Source organism: Tsukamurella paurometabola DSM 20162, from assembly GCF_000092225.1.
Taxonomy (GTDB): Bacteria; Actinomycetota; Actinomycetes; order Mycobacteriales; family Mycobacteriaceae; genus Tsukamurella; species Tsukamurella paurometabola.
Map to the genome: position 1 here is coordinate 275,200 of NC_014158.1, position 18,931 is coordinate 294,130.

General features: G+C 63.8%; 12 protein-coding genes and 5 pseudogenes. 13 read left to right on the plus strand and 4 right to left on the minus strand.

What is annotated here, in order from left to right:
- Nucleotides 1-3: 3 nt before the first annotated feature.
- From TPAU_RS01320 to TPAU_RS01350, 6 genes and pseudogenes are all read left to right on the plus strand, one after another.
- Nucleotides 4-474: a hypothetical protein gene (locus tag TPAU_RS01320; RefSeq protein WP_041944225.1), complete on the plus strand. Its 471-nt coding sequence runs from the start codon at nucleotides 4-6 to the stop codon at nucleotides 472-474.
- A 253-nt stretch (nucleotides 475-727) separates the two neighbouring features.
- Nucleotides 728-1,192, plus strand: a pseudogene (locus TPAU_RS22160) (IS110 family transposase); the annotation flags it as partial.
- A gap of 369 nt (nucleotides 1,193-1,561) precedes the next feature.
- Nucleotides 1,562-2,796 (plus strand): IS3 family transposase gene (locus tag TPAU_RS01335; RefSeq protein ID WP_086012687.1). Its coding sequence is split into 2 segments (ribosomal slippage): nucleotides 1,562-1,871 and nucleotides 1,871-2,796, totalling 1,236 coding nucleotides; the frame shifts between segments, so codons are not numbered across the junction.
- A gap of 40 nt (nucleotides 2,797-2,836) precedes the next feature.
- Nucleotides 2,837-3,157 (plus strand): annotated as a pseudogene (locus TPAU_RS01340) (transposase); the annotation flags it as partial.
- A 151-nt stretch (nucleotides 3,158-3,308) separates the two neighbouring features.
- The gene (locus TPAU_RS22165) at nucleotides 3,309-4,271 is read left to right on the plus strand and encodes a peptidoglycan recognition protein family protein (protein WP_245537826.1); all 963 of its coding nucleotides are present in this window, start codon (nucleotides 3,309-3,311) and stop codon (nucleotides 4,269-4,271) included.
- A gap of 70 nt (nucleotides 4,272-4,341) precedes the next feature.
- Nucleotides 4,342-4,950, plus strand: a complete 609-nt coding sequence (locus TPAU_RS01350) for a hypothetical protein (protein WP_147291133.1) — start codon at nucleotides 4,342-4,344, stop codon at nucleotides 4,948-4,950.
- Between the two features lie 530 nt (nucleotides 4,951-5,480).
- Here TPAU_RS01350 and TPAU_RS01355 read toward each other — a convergent pair.
- Nucleotides 5,481-6,715, minus strand: a protein-coding gene (locus TPAU_RS01355; RefSeq protein ID WP_086012687.1) for an IS3 family transposase whose coding sequence is annotated in 2 segments (ribosomal slippage) — nucleotides 5,481-6,406 and nucleotides 6,406-6,715 — 1,236 coding nt in all. Because the reading frame shifts where the segments join, the coding sequence is not laid out codon by codon here.
- 93 nt (nucleotides 6,716-6,808) lie between these two features.
- Here TPAU_RS01355 and TPAU_RS01365 point away from each other — a divergent pair.
- The gene (locus TPAU_RS01365) at nucleotides 6,809-8,041 is read left to right on the plus strand and encodes an IS110 family RNA-guided transposase (protein WP_049825741.1); all 1,233 of its coding nucleotides are present in this window, start codon (nucleotides 6,809-6,811) and stop codon (nucleotides 8,039-8,041) included.
- A gap of 539 nt (nucleotides 8,042-8,580) precedes the next feature.
- Here TPAU_RS01365 and TPAU_RS01370 read toward each other — a convergent pair.
- On the minus strand, nucleotides 8,581-10,686 hold the full coding sequence (locus tag TPAU_RS01370) for a hypothetical protein (RefSeq protein ID WP_013124977.1): 2,106 nt from the start codon (nucleotides 10,684-10,686) through the stop codon (nucleotides 8,581-8,583).
- Nucleotides 10,687-10,800: 114 nt separating this feature from the next.
- On the opposite strand from TPAU_RS01370, the gene TPAU_RS01380 reads away from it, so the two are divergent.
- The 4 genes and pseudogenes from TPAU_RS01380 to TPAU_RS22170 all read left to right on the plus strand — a co-directional run bounded on the left by TPAU_RS01380 (nucleotide 10,801) and on the right by TPAU_RS22170 (nucleotide 15,078).
- Nucleotides 10,801-11,993 (plus strand): IS3 family transposase gene (locus tag TPAU_RS01380; RefSeq protein ID WP_245537794.1). Its coding sequence is split into 2 segments (ribosomal slippage): nucleotides 10,801-11,085 and nucleotides 11,088-11,993, totalling 1,191 coding nucleotides; the frame shifts between segments, so codons are not numbered across the junction.
- A gap of 74 nt (nucleotides 11,994-12,067) precedes the next feature.
- A protein-coding gene (locus TPAU_RS01390; RefSeq protein ID WP_086012687.1) for an IS3 family transposase occupies nucleotides 12,068-13,302 on the plus strand; the annotation gives its coding sequence in 2 pieces (ribosomal slippage) (nucleotides 12,068-12,377 and nucleotides 12,377-13,302; 1,236 coding nt in all).
- 84 nt (nucleotides 13,303-13,386) lie between these two features.
- Nucleotides 13,387-14,151 (plus strand): annotated as a pseudogene (locus tag TPAU_RS01395) (TIGR03557 family F420-dependent LLM class oxidoreductase); the annotation flags it as partial.
- A gap of 53 nt (nucleotides 14,152-14,204) precedes the next feature.
- Nucleotides 14,205-15,078, plus strand: a pseudogene (locus tag TPAU_RS22170) (IS5 family transposase).
- 2 nt (nucleotides 15,079-15,080) lie between these two features.
- Here the strand turns inward: TPAU_RS22170 and TPAU_RS01410 are convergent.
- The gene (locus TPAU_RS01410) at nucleotides 15,081-15,515 is read right to left on the minus strand and encodes a MepB family protein (protein WP_013124979.1); all 435 of its coding nucleotides are present in this window, start codon (nucleotides 15,513-15,515) and stop codon (nucleotides 15,081-15,083) included.
- Nucleotides 15,516-15,579: 64 nt separating this feature from the next.
- On the opposite strand from TPAU_RS01410, the pseudogene TPAU_RS23360 reads away from it, so the two are divergent.
- Nucleotides 15,580-15,798, plus strand: a pseudogene (locus TPAU_RS23360) (LLM class F420-dependent oxidoreductase); the annotation flags it as partial.
- A gap of 83 nt (nucleotides 15,799-15,881) precedes the next feature.
- Here TPAU_RS23360 and poxB read toward each other — a convergent pair.
- Nucleotides 15,882-17,621 carry a ubiquinone-dependent pyruvate dehydrogenase gene (poxB, locus tag TPAU_RS01415; RefSeq protein ID WP_013124980.1) on the minus strand — a complete coding sequence of 580 codons (1,740 nt, stop codon included), beginning with the start codon at nucleotides 17,619-17,621 and terminating at the stop codon, nucleotides 15,882-15,884.
- Nucleotides 17,622-18,445: 824 nt separating this feature from the next.
- On the opposite strand from poxB, the gene TPAU_RS23810 reads away from it, so the two are divergent.
- Entirely contained in the window at nucleotides 18,446-18,784 is a 339-nt protein-coding gene (locus TPAU_RS23810; protein WP_425358576.1) for a MarR family transcriptional regulator, read from the plus strand.
- Nucleotides 18,785-18,931: the final 147 nt, after the last annotated feature.

Here is an 18,931-nt window from a genome sequence, read left to right on the forward strand (position 1 = left end):
GGGGTGTTCCTGCTCCTGTTCGGCCTTCTGGCTGTGACGTACGCCCAAGTCGTGAGCGGCTTCGACCCGGCGCTCGGCCTGGTGGGAGTGATCGGGACTGTGGCTCTGGCGGCGGGGATCGGAGCGGCGCTGCTGGTGACGTTCGCCTTGCGTGTGACACCGGTGGATGATCCGTTGACCCACGCCGAGCTGGACAGCTATCCCGGGGACGTGGCCACCACGATCCGGGTCGGGCTCGCGGGGTTGATGCCCGGCGGGATCGGCCCGGGCGAATACCGGCCGCTCGCTGTCGCGCGAAACCGAGGCTTGCGCAGGAAGTACGAGAACGGCTGGGACAGTGTAGAAATCGCACGTGTGCAGTATCGTGATGCAGCCTGCCCGCCGGGCGACCGCATCCCCGGACTCAACCGGGACCAGGGCGAACAACGCCGCCTACAAGTCAATCCCGGCACCCCAACAATCAGTGAAGACTAGTGGCGAGCTGCTCGGCCGGGGTCTGACTTCCCAATAATCTGATCCCTTGCCTCGCGGGGGTGTCCTTCTTTCGACGTGTCGGCCTTGGCCGGGTAGCTCACCACCTGGCGGTGGTTATGGCCGTGCCGGGCGGGATGTGACTTGATAGGACCTTGCGTTCGGAAGTGCCCGGTCACTGATTTGTCCGTCCGCCCGGCCGGCGTCGGTCATCCAACACCGCTCCCGTGAGAAGCGAGAAGGAGACTTCTTCACCATGACAGCAGCACCGGCCGTCGGGCAAGAGCCGATCATTGTCGGCATTGACACCCACAAAGAGACACACCACGCTGCGATCCTGAGCGCGCGAGGAAAATTCCTCGCCGACAGGAAGTTTCCAGCCACGGCTCTCGGATACTCGCAGCTGCTGACCTGGACTGCGACTGTCGGCACGGTGGCTGCATTCGGTATCGAGTGCACCGGCTCCTACGGCGCCGGCCTCCTTCGTCACCTTCTGGCGGAGGGCCACGATGTGCGTGAGGTCAACCGCCCGCACGCGCATACCGCTGCTCGGCGCGGTAAGACTGATGCGATCGACGCCGAGGCCGCGGCGCGTAAGGTTCTAGCCGGTGAGGCGCCTGTGGTGCCGAAGGACACCACAGGTGCGGTGGAGTCGATCCGGATGCTCACCTTGGCCAGAAATTCCGCGGTTAAGGCCCGATCGACTGCGCAGACCCAGTTGCAGAACGTGCTCATCACCGCTCCGCACACGCTGCGCGAGCAGATCAACAGCGATGTCTCCGGACCGAAGGCTCGCGTCGCGGCATGTAGTCGTCTGCGTCCTAATATTTCGAGGCTCAACGAGCCGGCTCAGGCCGCGAAACTGACCTTGCGCAGCCTCGCGCAGCGTGTGGAGAGCCTGGACGACGAGATCGCTACTCTTGACCGCGAACTTGGGCAGCTCGTCGCCGCGACCACTCCCACGCTGGTCTCCAAGCTCGGAATCGGCACCGGGCACGCGGCACAGTTCCTCATCAGTGCAGGGGGCCTTACCCCCTGTTCTTGGACACGTGTAATCCAGCACATGGCTGGGGGAAGTGAGAATCCAAGGATGGCCAGGAAGAGTTACACCGATGAGTTCCGGTGCCGGGCGGTGGACTTGTATGAGTCGACGCCGGGTGCGACGTTGCAGGGGATCGCGGCGGATTTGGGTGTGTCCCGGGGATCGTTGAAGGGGTGGGTCGACAAGCTCGGCTCCGGGACGAGGACCGCGTCGGCTGCGGCGGGGGTGTCAGTGGGGCGGCGGGAGTCGCAGGCGGCGAGGATCACGAGGCTGGAGGCCGAGAATGGGGTGTTGCGGGTCGAGCAGGCAAAGCTTGCTGAGGAACGCGACATTCTCCGTCAGGCGGCGAAGTATTTCGCCGGGGAGACGAGTTGGTGAACCGCTTCCAGTTCGTTGAGGACCACAAGGACGCCTACGGCGTGAAGCGGTTGTGCCAGGTGATTGGGATCGCGCGGTCGTCGTTCTACGCGTGGCTCGCTGCAGCGCAGGGGCGGGCCGCGCGGACGGCGGCTGACTCGGTGCTGGCGGGCCGGATCCGGGTGCTGCAAGACCCGAAACAGGGCGGGGATCGTGCTTACGGAGCGCCTCGGATCACCGCTGACCTCAACGCCGGCGCAGCCGAGAGTGAGCGGGTCAACCACAAGCGCGTGGCGCGCGTGATGCGTGAGCACGGCCTGGCCGGAATCCGGCTCCGCAAGCGTGTGAAGACAACCGTCCCGGATCAGTCCGGTCGACGCTTCCCAGATCTGATCGGCAGGAACTTCAGCACCGGCGGTCCTGGTCGCCGCTACGTCGGCGACATCACCTACCTGCCCATCGCCGACGGCAGCAACCTCTACCTCGCGTCGGTCATCGACCTGGGCTCACGCAAGCTGGCAGGCTGGTCGATGGCCACTCACATGCGCACCGAGCTCGTCGAAAACGCACTACGGGCCGCGCAGCGCGAACGCGGCACCCTGGCTGGGGCGATCTTTCACTCCGACCACGGGTCGGTCTACACCTCGAAGGCCTACACCGCCCTCTGCGAGCACTTCGGCGTGACCCAGTCGATGGGAGCGATCGGCTCGTCCGCGGACAACGCCCTCGCTGAGAGCTTCAACGCGACCCTCAAACGCGAACTCCTCCAAGGCCGACCAGCGTTCGGCGACCAGGCCACGGCCTACCGGGCCGTGTTCCGGTGGGCCAACCGCTACAACACCCGCCGCCGGCACTCCGCGATCGGCAACATCACACCAAACACCTACGAAACCGCCTACCGCGCTACGCTCACGCAAGCGGCATAACCGAAATGACATCGTGTCCAAGATCCAGGGGCAAGGCCCAGGCGAGAACATCGGCCGCCTGCACACCGATGCAGCGTTCGCCCGACTCTGTGGCGCAGCTCCGATTCCCGTGGCGTCGGGCAAGACCCACCGCATGCGGCTGCACCGTGGCGGCGACCGTCAGGCAAACCGGGCGCTGTACATGATCGCCGTCGTCCGCCTACGCTACGACTCGAGAACCATTGCCTACATGGAGCGCAGACAGGCCCAGGGGCTCTCGAAGAAGGACGTGCTGCGCTGCTTGAAGCGGTTCATCGCCCGCGAGGTTTACAACGCTCTGCGGGAGGATTTGCTCAGATCGAGACCTGATGGTTCACCATAGAGAACGGAGAGTCCACGCAATGGGTATTTCGCGGAGTGTTTCGCGACGAACTGCGTTGATAGCGGGAGCTACCTTTACCGCTGCGATCGCCGGTGGCGGGCAACGTGCTGTCGGGGCACCAGTGCCGACGCAGCTAGGCCCGGCCGGATACGTGTCGGTTGACCTCACCGGAACACAAGGGCAACGAGTAGCCCTCAGGATCGGTCTTCCCGGAGGCAAAAGCGTCGAGATCGCTGTCCGTCGAACCACACACGGACGAGATGACAGGCCACTACCGAACACGTCGGAACTGATCGCGCTTCCTCCGGACACAATCGACCTGGAAGTCATCACCGACGCCGGCATATCGATCTCGCCGACCCGCTACCGGATCGCAACCGCACCCAACTTCCAGGCACCGGTCGCTACGCACTACGGCTGGGGATTTCCCGTGGTGACCAGATCAGGTTGGGGAGCAGACCCAGCCCTGCAAACATGGGGGGAACCGGAATACACCCCCGCCCAATTGATCACGGTGCATCACACAGCACAGCCTCGCGGCGATGAATTCATCGACTACCGCGATGCGATCCGCTCGATCTACCGATTCCATGCCCTTCCGGAGGCAGAGGGCGGCCGAGGCTGGGGCGACATCGGCTACCACCTCATCATCGACCCCAACGGAGTCATCTACGCCGGACGCGACACCGGTACCGAAGCACCCATCTTCACCCCCGGCACGACGTCCCTGAAACCGCGAACATCCGTCGTCACTGCCGGACACGTATACCAAGCCAACAGCGGCAACATCGGTATTTGCGTCATCGGAGACTTCACCGGCTCACAACCGACCCCGGCCGCCCGCGCCGCGCTCACACAGGTCCTCAGCGCACTCTGTCAACAGCTTCAACTAAACCCGCAAGCCGCGGTGCAATACGCAAATCCTAACAACGCCGTTCGAGCCACTCAGTGGGCGGTCAGCGGCCACCGCGACTGGAGCAAGATCGCCGGCCCCACAGAGTGCCCCGGCGACGAACTGTGGGCCCTCCTACCTGCCTTACGTTCAGCGACCGAACTGAAAATCGCCGACGAAAACAGGGTCCCTCGAACCGCACCCTCGGCCCCGGTCTCGTAGTGCGCGAAGAACCGACGAATTCTGCTCGGCCATTTGACATGTATAGGACCGTCGACGGGAGGGGTAAGCGGTGAAGGCATTCTCGCCTGGATCGGGGTTCACCGATGGGGCCAGTGTGGAGCGGTGGGTGGCAGAAGCGATCGGCCATACCCCGTTTGACCACTGCGCCGTATCACCGGAAGAGCCGTGGACGAAGATCATCGCACTGTGGGATCGCCATGATGACCACCTACATTCTTCACCTGGGCCTTTGTGTGTGCCGGGCATCTCGCCGCAGATGCGCAGAGTCGACCTCGTCACAGGGTTTCGCCGCAAGGTAGGCCCACGGCTCGGGATCTTCCCCTCGCAGCTGATGTGGGTCCGGTTCCCATCGGGACTCACTCTCGGAGTCGAGAACTGGGCTGTGGCGCATCATCGCGAATGCGACGAGCCGACTTGCATACTCATCTGGCACCGTGCCGGCAGATCGGAGGACCTGTGGCGGGTCTCAGTCGAGCAAGGGACGCTCTTCGATCATGAATCGACAGCTGTTGAGGTCAACGAGCTGCCGGATTCTCCACTGGTGGACCTGTGGTGGAACGACGTGCTGATTCCGGTCGAGCAGGTGACGGCCGAGCAGTGCAGAGAGAGCCAGGACTGGTGGAGCCGCATGCGTGAAGGCCCAGCAGGGCCGCCCTGATCTGCGGGTTGTCCGGTTTCGAGCGCAGAAATGAGGCCCGCACGGGCGCTTCCGCCCGGCGCGAAGATGTGCGTACACTGGTGGTACGCGAATTGACGCGAGGCTGAGGGCCGGACGCCCTGCCGTTTACAGGACGCCCGGCCGATGTGGATCGGTGATCGTTAGATCACCGAGTCGCGAATCAGTCGGACCAGGTCAACGACGAGCCTGGCCGCCTGGACGAGGAGTGAGATCACTGTCCAGGTGGTCGGGCTTTGTCGTTTCTGCGGCCCATTGTCCTGTTCGGACATCCACATCACCTCCTTCCCCTAAGTTGGTCTTGTCCGGGATCTACTCCCGGACGGCCCAGGTGGGTGGGATTGACTTACCTCCTTCTGCCACAGTTACGGCTTGCCCAGAACGGTTCGCCCACCCGCCTGTGGTCACCTTGACCGCTAATTGAGATCCGCTGCGAAGATGATCCGCTGCTTAGGGAAATGCTGCGGCTGGGTGGGCCTTGCCCCTGGATCTTGGACACGATGTCATTTCGGTTATGCCGCTTGCGTGAGCGTAGCGCGGTAGGCGGTTTCGTAGGTGTTTGGTGTGATGTTGCCGATCGCGGAGTGCCGGCGGCGGGTGTTGTAGCGGTTGGCCCACCGGAACACGGCCCGGTAGGCCGTGGCCTGGTCGCCGAACGCTGGTCGGCCTTGGAGGAGTTCGCGTTTGAGGGTCGCGTTGAAGCTCTCAGCGAGGGCGTTGTCCGCGGACGAGCCGATCGCTCCCATCGACTGGGTCACGCCGAAGTGCTCGCAGAGGGCGGTGTAGGCCTTCGAGGTGTAGACCGACCCGTGGTCGGAGTGAAAGATCGCCCCAGCCAGGGTGCCGCGTTCGCGCTGCGCGGCCCGTAGTGCGTTTTCGACGAGCTCGGTGCGCATGTGAGTGGCCATCGACCAGCCTGCCAGCTTGCGTGAGCCCAGGTCGATGACCGACGCGAGGTAGAGGTTGCTGCCGTCGGCGATGGGCAGGTAGGTGATGTCGCCGACGTAGCGGCGACCAGGACCGCCGGTGCTGAAGTTCCTGCCGATCAGATCTGGGAAGCGTCGACCGGACTGATCCGGGACGGTTGTCTTCACACGCTTGCGGAGCCGGATTCCGGCCAGGCCGTGCTCACGCATCACGCGCGCCACGCGCTTGTGGTTGACCCGCTCACTCTCGGCTGCGCCGGCGTTGAGGTCAGCGGTGATCCGAGGCGCTCCGTAAGCACGATCCCCGCCCTGTTTCGGGTCTTGCAGCACCCGGATCCGGCCCGCCAGCACCGAGTCAGCCGCCGTCCGCGCGGCCCGCCCCTGCGCTGCAGCGAGCCACGCGTAGAACGACGACCGCGCGATCCCAATCACCTGGCACAACCGCTTCACGCCGTAGGCGTCCTTGTGGTCCTCAACGAACTGGAAGCGGTTCACCAACTCGTCTCCCCGGCGAAATACTTCGCCGCCTGACGGAGAATGTCGCGTTCCTCAGCAAGCTTTGCCTGCTCGACCCGCAACACCCCATTCTCGGCCTCCAGCCTCGTGATCCTCGCCGCCTGCGACTCCCGCCGCCCCACTGACACCCCCGCCGCAGCCGACGCGGTCCTCGTCCCGGAGCCGAGCTTGTCGACCCACCCCTTCAACGATCCCCGGGACACACCCAAATCCGCCGCGATCCCCTGCAACGTCGCACCCGGCGTCGACTCATACAAGTCCACCGCCCGGCACCGGAACTCATCGGTGTAACTCTTCCTGGCCATCCTTGGATTCTCACTTCCCCCAGCCATGTGCTGGATTACACGTGTCCAAGAACAGGGGGTAAGGCCCGGTGAACCTCGGGCCGCCCTCGACCAATGAGCGGAGAGCGAATAGTGCAACCGATTTACGTCGGCGTCGACATCGGAAAGCGGTTTCACCACGCGTGCGTCATCGACGCTACGGGAAGCGTTCTGCTGAGCAGGCAGGTGCTCAACAGCGAGAGCGACTTGAACGCGATCGCCGCCGAAGTCGAACGGCAAGCTGAAGGTGCAGCGGTTTGGGTGATCGACGTTGTCTCGGAGATCTCGGCGCTGTTGCTGGCGATCCTCGCCGCACGTGAGGTTGCCCATGTGGTGCGGTATGTACCGGGCGCGGCCGTATCGGCGATGTCGAAATCCTTTGTCGGTGAGGGTAAAACCGACGCCAGAGACGCGAAGGTTATCGCGGAGCTCGGTCGCCTACGACGATCTCTGAGGACAGTGTCTCTGCGTGATGATGCGACAGCGGCATTGACAACGCTGACTTCCTATCGATCTGACCTAGCCGCAGAGTGGGTCGCCAACATCAACAGGCTCCGCGCAATCCTGACCAGTATCTTTCCTGGTCTGGAACAGCAGCTTGACCTGTCGACCAAATTCCCGCTGATCCTCGTCTCGATGTTCTGCACGCCCACCGCCGTGATCGAGGCCGGCGAAAAGGGCGTCCACGAGGCTTTGCTGACCGCCGGGGTCTACCGGAACTCCGCTGCACGCCTAGCCGCGGCCGCGATGGAGTCGGCCAGGCATCAATCCGTTCGTGGAGCTGGAGAGAGTGATATCGCAGCTCTTACAATGCGATTGGCCTCCCGGCTGCTGTTGCTTCTCGATGAACGGAAGCTGCTCGACAAGCAGATCGCTGAGTTGTTCCGACAGCATCGCCATGCTGCCCTGATTGAGTCGATTCCAGGACTCGGACCGCAACTCGGCGCCGAGCTATTGGTCTGTCTCAACGGTGATATCCGGAACTTTGCCAACGCCGGCAAACTCGCCTCTTACGCTGGTTTGGTGCCGGTCCCGCGCGATTCAGGCCGAATATCGGGGAACATGCGTCGGCCGCGCCGCTACAATCGAAGATTGCGTCGTGTCTTCTACCTCGCGGCCATGACCAGCCTGAAAGACCCCGATAGTAGGTCGCGCCAGTATTACGACCGAAAACGATCGGAGAATCGCACGCATACGCAGGCGACACTGGCGCTCGCGCGCCGTCAAGTTGATGTCCTGTGGGCGGTACTACGCGACGAGCGCCCTTACACCGGGGCCGCGCCGGAGGGCGCCGTCATGGCCGCTTGAGGTCAAGTGGATCGTCCTGCCCGGGTTGACAACGTCATTGAGATTCTGGGCGCGCCGTGGAGAGTTGGACCAGTAGGTGGTCTCCGGCGCCCCTCGGTAGGAGGTCGGGTCTTATTGTCCTCGCGCCGCCGTTCGATGGAAGTACGCGGCGTTTCTGTCAGCGTGTCTGCTGTTCGGCGTGTCGTCTCGCGCGGAGCTGCCCTCGCGGACGCGCTAGCGTCACAGGGTGCGGGACAGTGGCGAGGGCGATGAGCATGGTCGACGGTGGGCTGCGTTGGCGGCGGACTACCAGCGGATCCGGCGGGCCGACGGCGATGTCACGCGGTGGTGGATGAGCTGGCATGACCTCACTCGGCTGCGCCTGAAGGCGCGCAGTACTCCTACCGCCCTGCGGTCCGCCGAGCCGCCTGTAGGGCATCGCGTTCTCGAACCGCAACGGTTCCAGTTCAAAGACCGCGACGATGACGGGCCTTGGGCTGTGGACGAGCCCGCGGAAGCGTCACTTCTTCGGCTGGTGCACCGGCAGGTTCCCCATGCCTCTATCGACCGCGTGTCGGGCCGTCTACGCCCCTACTGACGGGGCGGGCGGGGTCGTTGGCGAACCGACCGGCGCGGGCACGCGCAGCGTCCTTGCGCTGTTGCGCCTGCTGCTGAGCGTGTTCGAGCGCGGCCCCGCGTAGCTTCTGTTCAATTTTGAGCTGGGTCGGGTCGAGTTGGCTGCGGCGCTCTTGTTCGGTGAGGGCGGCTTGCTGGCGGGCGGTGATGGTGGCGGTGAGTTCGGCAATCTTGGCCTGCTGGCGGGCTTGGGCCTTCTCGGCTTCGGCGCGAGCGTTTTCGGTGTGCTCGCGCGCGGCTTGCAGAGCGCCGTCGGTGACGGGGTGCTTGCCGGCGCGGGCCTGTTCTTGGGAACGGGTGCGGCGTGCGTCTTCGGCTGCCTTCTCGGCGGCGGTGACCGCGGCTGTGCGGGTGTCGAGTTCGCGGGCGAGTTCGCGGCGGCGCGGTGAGAGCCGTCCGGTGTCGGCGAGCTCGCGGGCCACGGCGTCGCGCTTTGTTCGGGCGGTGTCGAGGGCATCGATCGCTTTGCGGTGGGCGGTGATGGCGTCGCGGTAGGGCTGCTCACGGGCGTAGCTGCGCTCGTAGAGGGCGAGCCTTTGCGCGGAGGCTTCGTGTTCGGCGACTTCGCGGGGTGTGTGGTGGCGCAGTTCGCGGAGACGGTCGGCGTGTTTGCGGCCGCCGGTGCGAGCGATGTAGTCGAGTTCGCTGGCGGGGAGCCGGCGGATGGAGTGCTGCTTGAACTCGGCCACGGTGCGCGCGGCGAGGGCCTTGCGTTCGGCAGCGGCCGGGTCGGCGGGTGCCTCGGTGTCGGGGGCGGTCTCGGCAGGTTCTGTGGCCGGCTCGGTATCGGGGCCGCGGGTCGCCTCATCGACGGCGCGGGCGGCCGCGGCGAGGGTGGCCGGGTCCAGCCCCGGAGCGAGAGCCGGGGTGGTTTCGGCAGCGAGCAGCTGCTCGGTGGTGAGCGCTGCGGCGACTGGTTGCGCCGCCTCGGGCTCGGTGTCGGCAGGTCTGTCGATAGCGAGCTGGTCGGCGGTGGCGCGGTCGTGGCTGTCGACGGCGTGGTGGGCGTGTTCGCGCAGGCTGCGGTCGGCGCCGGGATGCGCCGGGGGCAGTGCAGGCAGATCCGCCGGATCCGGCTCGGGGGTGAGGTCGGGTAGGGGTGCGAGTGCGGTCAGGGCGGCGTTCAGTTGCGCGTTGCCGGCGGGGTCGGCGTGTAGGTGGGCGGCGATCTGTGCGGGGCTCGGATCGGCCTGTTCGTTTGCGTGGGTGGGACGTCGGAGACTGCGCAGCAGGTGTGCGGTGTAGCTGGCGCCGGGAGAGAGGTTCTCGAGCCGGGTGTCGGCGTCGGCGAAGCGGGCCGGGATGTCGGTGGCTCCGGCAGCGTGCAGCCGGTCCACCGCATTTTCGATGGATCGTCGGCTATCGGGGTCGGCGTCGATGGTCGCCACGACCGCGGCGGGCAGGTGGGTGGCGAGGAGGTGGTCGGTGTAATCCCGGACGAACAGCTCACGCGCCGCACGGTGCTCTTGTGCGGCGACTGCGCTGGCGGGTGGGTTGATCTTGTAGGCGATGAAAGCGGGCAGGTTCCGTGCGGTCTCCAGCCCGTCATGCACGGCATTGAGTCGCGCGCCGATAACTGTGCTGCTAGCGCCTGATGCGATGAGCTGGTCGACCACGGAGCGGATGCGAGCCTTCCCGGCGGGGTCGGCGTCGATGGTCGCGACGATCGCGGCGGGCAGATGCGCGGCGAGGAGGTGGTCGGTGTAATCAGCCACCAGAAGATCGCGGGCGGCGGTGTAGGCGTCCCGCGCGGTCTGCGGGTCAGTGGACGCGGCGAGGGCCTCTTGGATGTGCTCGACCGCGGCCTTATGCCCGTCGTCCTTGGCGAGGACGACTGCGAGGATCGCGCGACTGTTATCGGCGGCCCTCTCGTCGCCGGCGCCGTGCAGGTGCTGGTCTTCGGTGTGTTCGTCGATGGTGGCGGGGGTGGCGGTGTAGGCGTGGTTTTCGGCCTTGCCGCGGGTCAAGGCGACGTAGAGGCCGCGTAGGTTCGCCGAGGCCGGGTTGATCAGTGCGCGGCAGACGGTCACGGTCAAGCCTTGGGCGCGGTGGATGGTCGCGGCGTAGCCGAGTTCGGGCCTGCTGCACGGGTAGGTGACATCTGATCTGTGGTGCCGAGGGGTGCCGCTGGAAGGATGTGCACTGTGCCTAAGCCGTATCCGAAGGAGTTCCGCGACGATGTGGTCCGTGTCGCGCGTAATCGTGAGCCGGGAGTCCGTCTCAAGCAGATCGCTGCCGACTTCGGCATTAGCGAGTCGTGCCTGATGAACTGGGTGAAGACCGCCGATGTCGAGGCCGGCTCCAAGTCCGGGAGCAGTGCGGCGCAGTCGGCGACCGAGAGGCAAATGCGTAAGCGGATTCGGCTCCTTGAGCAGGAGAATGAGGTCCTGCGTCGTGCGGCTGCGTATCTGTCGCAGGCGAACCTGCCGGGAAAATGATGTACCCGCTCGTGAAAGAGCTCGCCGACGACGGTGTTCCCGTCACGGTGTCGTGCCGGGTTTTGAAGCTCTCCCGTCAGCCTTACTACCGTTGGCTCGCCGCCCCGGTCCCCGCGACGGAGCTGGTCGAGGCGTATCGCGCGAACGCCCTGTTCGACGCCAGCGTTGATGATCCGGAGTTCGGTCACCGGTTACTCGCAGACGAGGCCCGCGCTGCCGGTGAGCCTATGGCGGACCGCACTGCGTGGCGGATCTGCCGCGACAACCGGTGGTGGAGCGTCTTCGGAAAGAAACGCTCGAGCAAGGGCGGCAAACCCGGGCCCGCGGTCCACGACGATCTATGCACCGTCACCGACGAGCACGGCAGGACTCGTCACCGGTTCACCGCAGATGCACCGAATCGGTTGTGGCTCACAGATATCACTGAACACAGGGCTCGGGAAGGGAAGCTGTATCTGTGTGCGATCAAAGATGCCTACTCCGGGCGGATCGTCGGCTACTCCGTCGACTCGAGGATGAAGGCCCGGCTCGCCGTCAACGCCCTCAACAACGCTGTCGCGATGCGCGGTGATGTCACCGGATGCATAGTTCATAGTGACAGAGGATCGCAATTCCGGAGCCGAAAATTCCGACGTGCCTTGGAATATCACGGACTACGCGGATCAATGGGCCGAGTCGCCTCCTGCGGCGACAATGCCGCGATGGAGTCGTTCTTCAGCCTGCTGCAGAACAACGTCCTCGACCGCCACTGCTGGGCCACCCGGCAGGAACTGCGGACCGCGATCATCACCTGGATCGAACGGACCTACCACCGCCGGCGCCGACAACGCCGCCTTGGACGATTGACACCCATCGCATTCGAGTCCACCATGAACCCGGCCGCGCCACACGCGGCCTGACCAACTTGTCACCTACCCGTGCAGCAGGCCCACGTGTAATCCAGCACATGGCTGGGGGAAGTGAGAATCCAAGGATGGCCAGGAAGAGTTACACCGATGAGTTCCGGTGCCGGGCGGTGGACTTGTATGAGTCGACGCCGGGTGCGACGTTGCAGGGGATCGCGGCGGATTTGGGTGTGTCCCGGGGATCGTTGAAGGGGTGGGTCGACAAGCTCGGCTCCGGGACGAGGACCGCGTCGGCTGCGGCGGGGGTGTCAGTGGGGCGGCGGGAGTCGCAGGCGGCGAGGATCACGAGGCTGGAGGCCGAGAATGGGGTGTTGCGGGTCGAGCAGGCAAAGCTTGCTGAGGAACGCGACATTCTCCGTCAGGCGGCGAAGTATTTCGCCGGGGAGACGAGTTGGTGAACCGCTTCCAGTTCGTTGAGGACCACAAGGACGCCTACGGCGTGAAGCGGTTGTGCCAGGTGATTGGGATCGCGCGGTCGTCGTTCTACGCGTGGCTCGCTGCAGCGCAGGGGCGGGCCGCGCGGACGGCGGCTGACTCGGTGCTGGCGGGCCGGATCCGGGTGCTGCAAGACCCGAAACAGGGCGGGGATCGTGCTTACGGAGCGCCTCGGATCACCGCTGACCTCAACGCCGGCGCAGCCGAGAGTGAGCGGGTCAACCACAAGCGCGTGGCGCGCGTGATGCGTGAGCACGGCCTGGCCGGAATCCGGCTCCGCAAGCGTGTGAAGACAACCGTCCCGGATCAGTCCGGTCGACGCTTCCCAGATCTGATCGGCAGGAACTTCAGCACCGGCGGTCCTGGTCGCCGCTACGTCGGCGACATCACCTACCTGCCCATCGCCGACGGCAGCAACCTCTACCTCGCGTCGGTCATCGACCTGGGCTCACGCAAGCTGGCAGGCTGGTCGATGGCCACTCACATGCGCACCGAGCTCGTCGAAAACGCACTACGGGCCGCGCAGCGCGAACGCGGCACCCTGGCTGGGGCGATCTTTCACTCCGACCACGGGTCGGTCTACACCTCGAAGGCCTACACCGCCCTCTGCGAGCACTTCGGCGTGACCCAGTCGATGGGAGCGATCGGCTCGTCCGCGGACAACGCCCTCGCTGAGAGCTTCAACGCGACCCTCAAACGCGAACTCCTCCAAGGCCGACCAGCGTTCGGCGACCAGGCCACGGCCTACCGGGCCGTGTTCCGGTGGGCCAACCGCTACAACACCCGCCGCCGGCACTCCGCGATCGGCAACATCACACCAAACACCTACGAAACCGCCTACCGCGCTACGCTCACGCAAGCGGCATAACCGAAATGACATCGTGTCCAAGATCCAGGGGCAAGGCCCAACCCCTCTCACCACAACTGTACGCTCGAATCTCCTGAGGGGAGCATGGATATGCGATTTGGCTACACGCTAATGACAGAGCAGGCAGGCCCCGCCCAGCTAGTCCGGGACGCCGTAGCTGCTGAGGAAGCAGGCTTCGACTTCGAGGTCAGCAGTGATCACTACTCTCCCTGGTTGTTGGCGCAAGGGCACGCGCCGTACGCGTGGTCGGTGCTCGGCGCGGTCGCCCACGTAACCTCGCGCGTTGACCTTATGACCTATGTAACCTGCCCGACGATCCGGTACCACCCTGCCGTCGTTGCGCAGAAAGCGGCGACGATGCAGCTGCTCGCTGACGGCCGATTCACACTAGGGCTCGGCTCGGGAGAGAACCTCAACGAACACGTCGTCGGCGAAGGATGGCCCGGCATCCGCGATCGCCAAGCGATGCTCAGCGAGGCCATCGAAATTATCCGCAAGCTGCACGCGGGTGGCACCGTCGATTTCCGAGGCGAGTACTTCCAGGTCGATTCGGCACGCATCTGGGATCTCCCTGACAACGGAGTTCCGATCGGTGTTGCCGTCTCCGGCGATCGCGGGGTTAGCGAGTTCGCCACGCTCGCAGACCATCTGATCTCAACCGACCCGAGAAGGTCGCTGGTGGAGAAGTGGAACGCGAACCCTGGGACCACACTGATCGGACAAGGCGCCCGTGCGATTGGTCAGCTTCCGATCTGCTGGGATCGCGAAAAGAACGCCGCTATCGAGCGTGCCCACGGCCTGTTCCGCTGGTTCGCTGGCGGCTGGGGCGTGAACGCAGACCTGCCAACACCTAGGGCGTGTTGCTAAAGAGGTTTCGGCTGCCGGTCGGTCACGCTTGGCGGATGTCGCGTGATGTGATTTCTGATGAAGTGTGGGCGGTGATTGAGCCGCTGTTCCCGGCGGTGAAGTCGGTGGGGCGGCCTCCGGTTGATCGTCGGCTGGTAGTTGAAGCGACGGCGTGGCGGTTCCGGACAGGGGCTCCGTGGCGTGACCTGCCGGAACGGTTCGGCAACTGGAACACGATCTACAAGAATTTCAGTCGCTGGGCTGAACAGGGTATCTGGGCTCGGCTGCTGGAGCAGCTGCAGGCGATGGCGCATGGCTGCGGGGCGTTGGACTGGGTCGCCTCGATTGATTCGACCATCGTGCGGGTGCATCAGCACGGCGCGACCCTTCCGCGTGACACAGGGGGATCGGTCGAGTTACAAGAAGTTCGGCGATGAGCCCTCCGATCATGCGATCGGCCGCTCCCGAGGCGGCCTGACAACCAAGAATCATCTAGTCAGCGACGGGAAAGGGAGAGTGCTTGCGTTCATCCTCACGCCAGGTCAGGTGGCTGATACGAGCATGCTGCCCGAGACTATGCAGCAAATCCGAGTCCCGACCGCTGGTCGTCCCCGCACCCGCCCGGACCGGTTGCTCGCCGACAAGGGCTACCCCTCGAAAGCGAACCGGACCTGGCTACGTCAGCGCGGCATCGCCACCACCATCCCCGAACGGGACGATCAAATCGCCCACCGGCGTAAGAAGCCCGGCAGGCCTATAGAGTTCGGCGATACACAACGCCACCGCTACCGCGGCCGCAATGTCGTCGAACGCTGCTTCAACAAGATCAAGCAGTGGCGCGGACTGGCGATGCGATCAGACAAGTACGCCCGCAACTACCACGCCGGCATCTGCCTCGCTGCGGCCCTCGACTGGGTAAGCGCCGTGTGACTTCAGTACTCGTCAAATGCGGGCGCCTGCGCGCGTTGCGTAGCCCTGGCCTGCGGGTTTAAACCTTCACACCAAGACGGGTACACGCGAAAGCCGCGCTTGCCCCCACGGTCACTCGCCGAGGCAATCCCCAACTCCGCAAGATGGCTGGCGGAGAACTTGAAAACGCCGCGCCGACCTTCGCTCTCCACAAACACCAATAGCCCAGCATCGAGCCGCTCGACGCTGAACGGCAGCGTCTGCCCGTCCATACCCCGCCGCCAAAAGGCGACGAAGGCGCCTGGCTTTGTCGGCGTGTTCCGAGCGGTCCGGACGTGCCACTCGCGGCCCGCAATCTGCGCCACACCCGACTCGTAGTCACTGTTCTGCGCCTCGGGCTCCACCGAAACGGTCAAGCCGAACTTGGACGCCCAGACCCGGAACGCGCTGAATCCCACGGCATCAACATACCGACCTCAGCGGCGCAGAAGCAGGCCAGGTTCACACCCTTTAGCAACACGCCCTAAGGGATTTGCAGCCGCTACCCAGTTCGTTACTCCTGAGGACGCCGCTGGCTCCATTCCGTGTGGTCCGGATCTAGACGCCGTTGTAGAGGCAGTGCGCCCCTTCCGAGATGCTGGCTTCACAGACGTGGCACTCGTCCAGGTCGGCGGAGACACGCAGGAACAGTTCCTAGCAGAGGCAGCGGGACCGCTCCTTGAGCGCCTACGCGCTGCCTAGCCGAGTGACTTCGCGCTTAGCGTCGCGGTCAGTGCCAATATAATCGATTGGAAGCGGGCGTACTGATTCTCGGGTGAGAGCTTCTACAGTGCACGTATTTCTCTGAGGTTGGTTTTGACGACATCGACTAGTTCGTCCCCGCGGCCGGATAGGATTGTGCGGGTGGCGTAGAGGGAGAATCCCTTGGCTTGCTTGAGGGTGACATTCGGCGGTATCGATAGTTCCTGCCGTGCAACTGCGACATCGACTAGCGTCGGCCCCGGGTAGGCGAGAGCGTCACGCACCACTCCTTCGAGTTGCGATGCCTGCTGGACTCGGAGACCGTGCAATCCCGCTGCGTCGGCGACCTTTGCGAAGTCAGGGTTGGTCAGACTCGTGGCGTGGTTGATCAGCCCGGCCTCCTTCATCTCGAGCTCAACGAATGCAAGAGATTCGTTGGTGAAGACGAAAATCTTGACAGGCAAGTTCAACTGGCGAAGAGTGAGCAACTCACCCATCAGCATTGACAGGCCGCCGTCGCCGCAAAGCGCGATCACTTGTCGATGAGGTGCGGCGCACTGGGCGCCAATGGCTTGTGGAAGAGCATTGGCCATCGAACCGTGGCAGAACGATCCAATCATGCTGCGGGAACCGTTCATCTTGATGTACCGCGCAAACCACACCGTCGGGGTCCCGACATCGCAGGTGAATACCGCGTCGTCTGCGGCTAGCCGATCGATGATGGCAGCAACGTGTTGCGGGTGCAGAGGAGAGGTTTCCGGCCCACCGGACTCGGCGAGCGCGTCGAACTTGGCCCGGCGCCGACGATAGTGCTCACGCACGGTATCGAGGAAGGTTCGATCCGTCTTCTCCTGGACCAGCCTGTTCATGGTTGCGACTGTCTCTTTGACTGTTCCAACCAGGGGGTACTGGACTGGGACGCGCCGACCAATATGTTCACCGCGGGCATCAAGTTGCACGACAGGCGTGTCATCAGGCAAGAACGCCCGGCAGGGAAAGTCTGTGCCGAGCAAGACCAACAGATCGCAGTGCTCAATTGCGCGATAGCCCGAATCGTACCCCAATAGTCCGGTCATCCCTGCGTCGAAAGGATTCGACCACTCGGCCCACACCTTCGCGCGCAGACTGTGCACAATCGGAGCCTTGATCCGCTCGGCAAACGCGAGAACCTCCGCGCGACCAGTTGCGGCGCCAACTCCGGCCAAAATTGCCGGACGCTGCGCACCGTCGATCGCGGCAACAGCACTCGCCACGGCCTCTGCTCCAGGCACGGTGGCAGAGTCCGGCGGTCGCACGGCGGGCACATCCTTCGCAGGAGCATCGGCGAAAAAGATCTCCCCCGGAATCACCACCACCGCGACAGATGAAGTCGCCACCGCATGCGCGAGAGCCTGCGAGAAAACCCACGAAAACTGCTCGACATCGCTGACAAGCTCCACATACGAGGCACACTCGGAGAAGATCGCCGTCGGGTGCGTCTCCTGGAAGTAGGAGCTGCCGATCTCCACGCGCGGTATGTGGGCCGCGATCGCCAAAACCGGTACCTTGTTCCGATTTGCGTCATACAACCCGTTGATCAGATGCAGGTTGCCCGGACCACAGCTTCCAACGCAAACGGAAAGATTACCGGTGAGCTCAGCTTCAGCCCCCGCGGCAAACGCCCCTGCCTCCTCGTTACGCACATGCGCCCACTCCACCCTGCCATCCCGGCGCAACGCATCCGTCAGCCCGTTGAGCGAATCCCCTGCCACACCGTACATTCGACGGACACCGCTGGCGTGCAGCGTCCTAACCATCGAATCCGCAACCGTCCCAGCACCCACTGCAACCACACAACCTTCCCGACAGATCAATTGCCATCTAAGCTAATCCCGTTGCGTCCGTAGCGCACGACAAACACAGAGAGCTGCCGCCCGGACAGCCAGCACCAAGGCCCGTTCGAGCCGTACGGTCCGATGATTGATCGCTATATTCCTGATTCGAGTTTCTGCCTCAGCAACCACGGCATAGCGAGCCGATCGGGTTGAACGTTCTCGCCCTGCCGCATGCGATCCTCATGTGCAAGTAGTCCTGAAGCGTGCCAGCACGCGGACGGAAACGACAACCTCGATCGAGCCCGTTAACCGGACGGCACCAGCAAGCCGATACCTGGGGGCAGAGTCACACGCACGCACAGCGGACCGAAAGTGCCGGGCACCGGGATCGGACCGCTCGACCTCAATGAGGTGACCACCGGACGCCTCGATAGGCACGCGTAACCCGGTTGGCCCTCAATCGATCACGCAGCTAAAAAAACAGCCCTAACATAGGCACAACTGCGCCAGCGCCACACCCGGGCGCCGTCGTCACAGCCCGTCATCTTCCTCTTCGCCCGGGGCGGCCCTCGGGGTTGCGGCGCGTATTTGCCATACTGCAATAAGCGTCGGCATGCGCCGCGCCGGCAGGTCTGATATCATGATTAATGAACATTTCATTAATCATGATAAGGTTACCACCATGACGTTAATCCGCTACAGACAGTCATCGCAGGCCATCCCGCAAAGAAGGGTATACCTTGCCTGAAGCGGATAGTTCAGACCACGATCTCGGCCTAGATATAACAATCGCAGCATTGAGATTTTTGCGCGATACGAGGAACGGCGCACCGGTGAGCCCTGAACAGTTATCCCTGCTGACAACCCTCGCCTGCAATGGAGCGCCCGTTGGACTTAAAGAACTAGCCAGCATCGAGAAGATTAACCGTTCAACTTTAACCGGATTTCTAAACTTGCTAGAACAGTCTGGACTTGTAATTCGTTGCCCGCATCCGTATGACTCGAGAAGGGTTACAGCGCGAATAACCTCCTACGGCTATGAAGTAATTGATCAATGCAAAAAGTACTATGGTGATCAGCTCCGGAAGATGGATGTCACAAGCCGGCGGTTGATCCAACTCTGCGCAAGACTGCACCCTCAGATGCTCGATCTCGCCAGATTTGAGGAATGAACTTCAGCGGTAGGGTTTATCGGTACAACCTAACATAGGTATAAACCGGTTGCACAAGCATCACAAAAGCTTTTTAGTTGGTAGCGGACGCCAATACTTCGCATGCCGTCACCTAGATTATTTGTCTGACAGCTTGTCGTTCGACAG

Coding starts and splice junctions, on each gene's coding strand:
- TPAU_RS01365 (WP_049825741.1), top strand. CDS start 6,809: ATGAGCGGAGAGCGAATAGTGCAACCGATTTACGTCGGCGTCGACATC.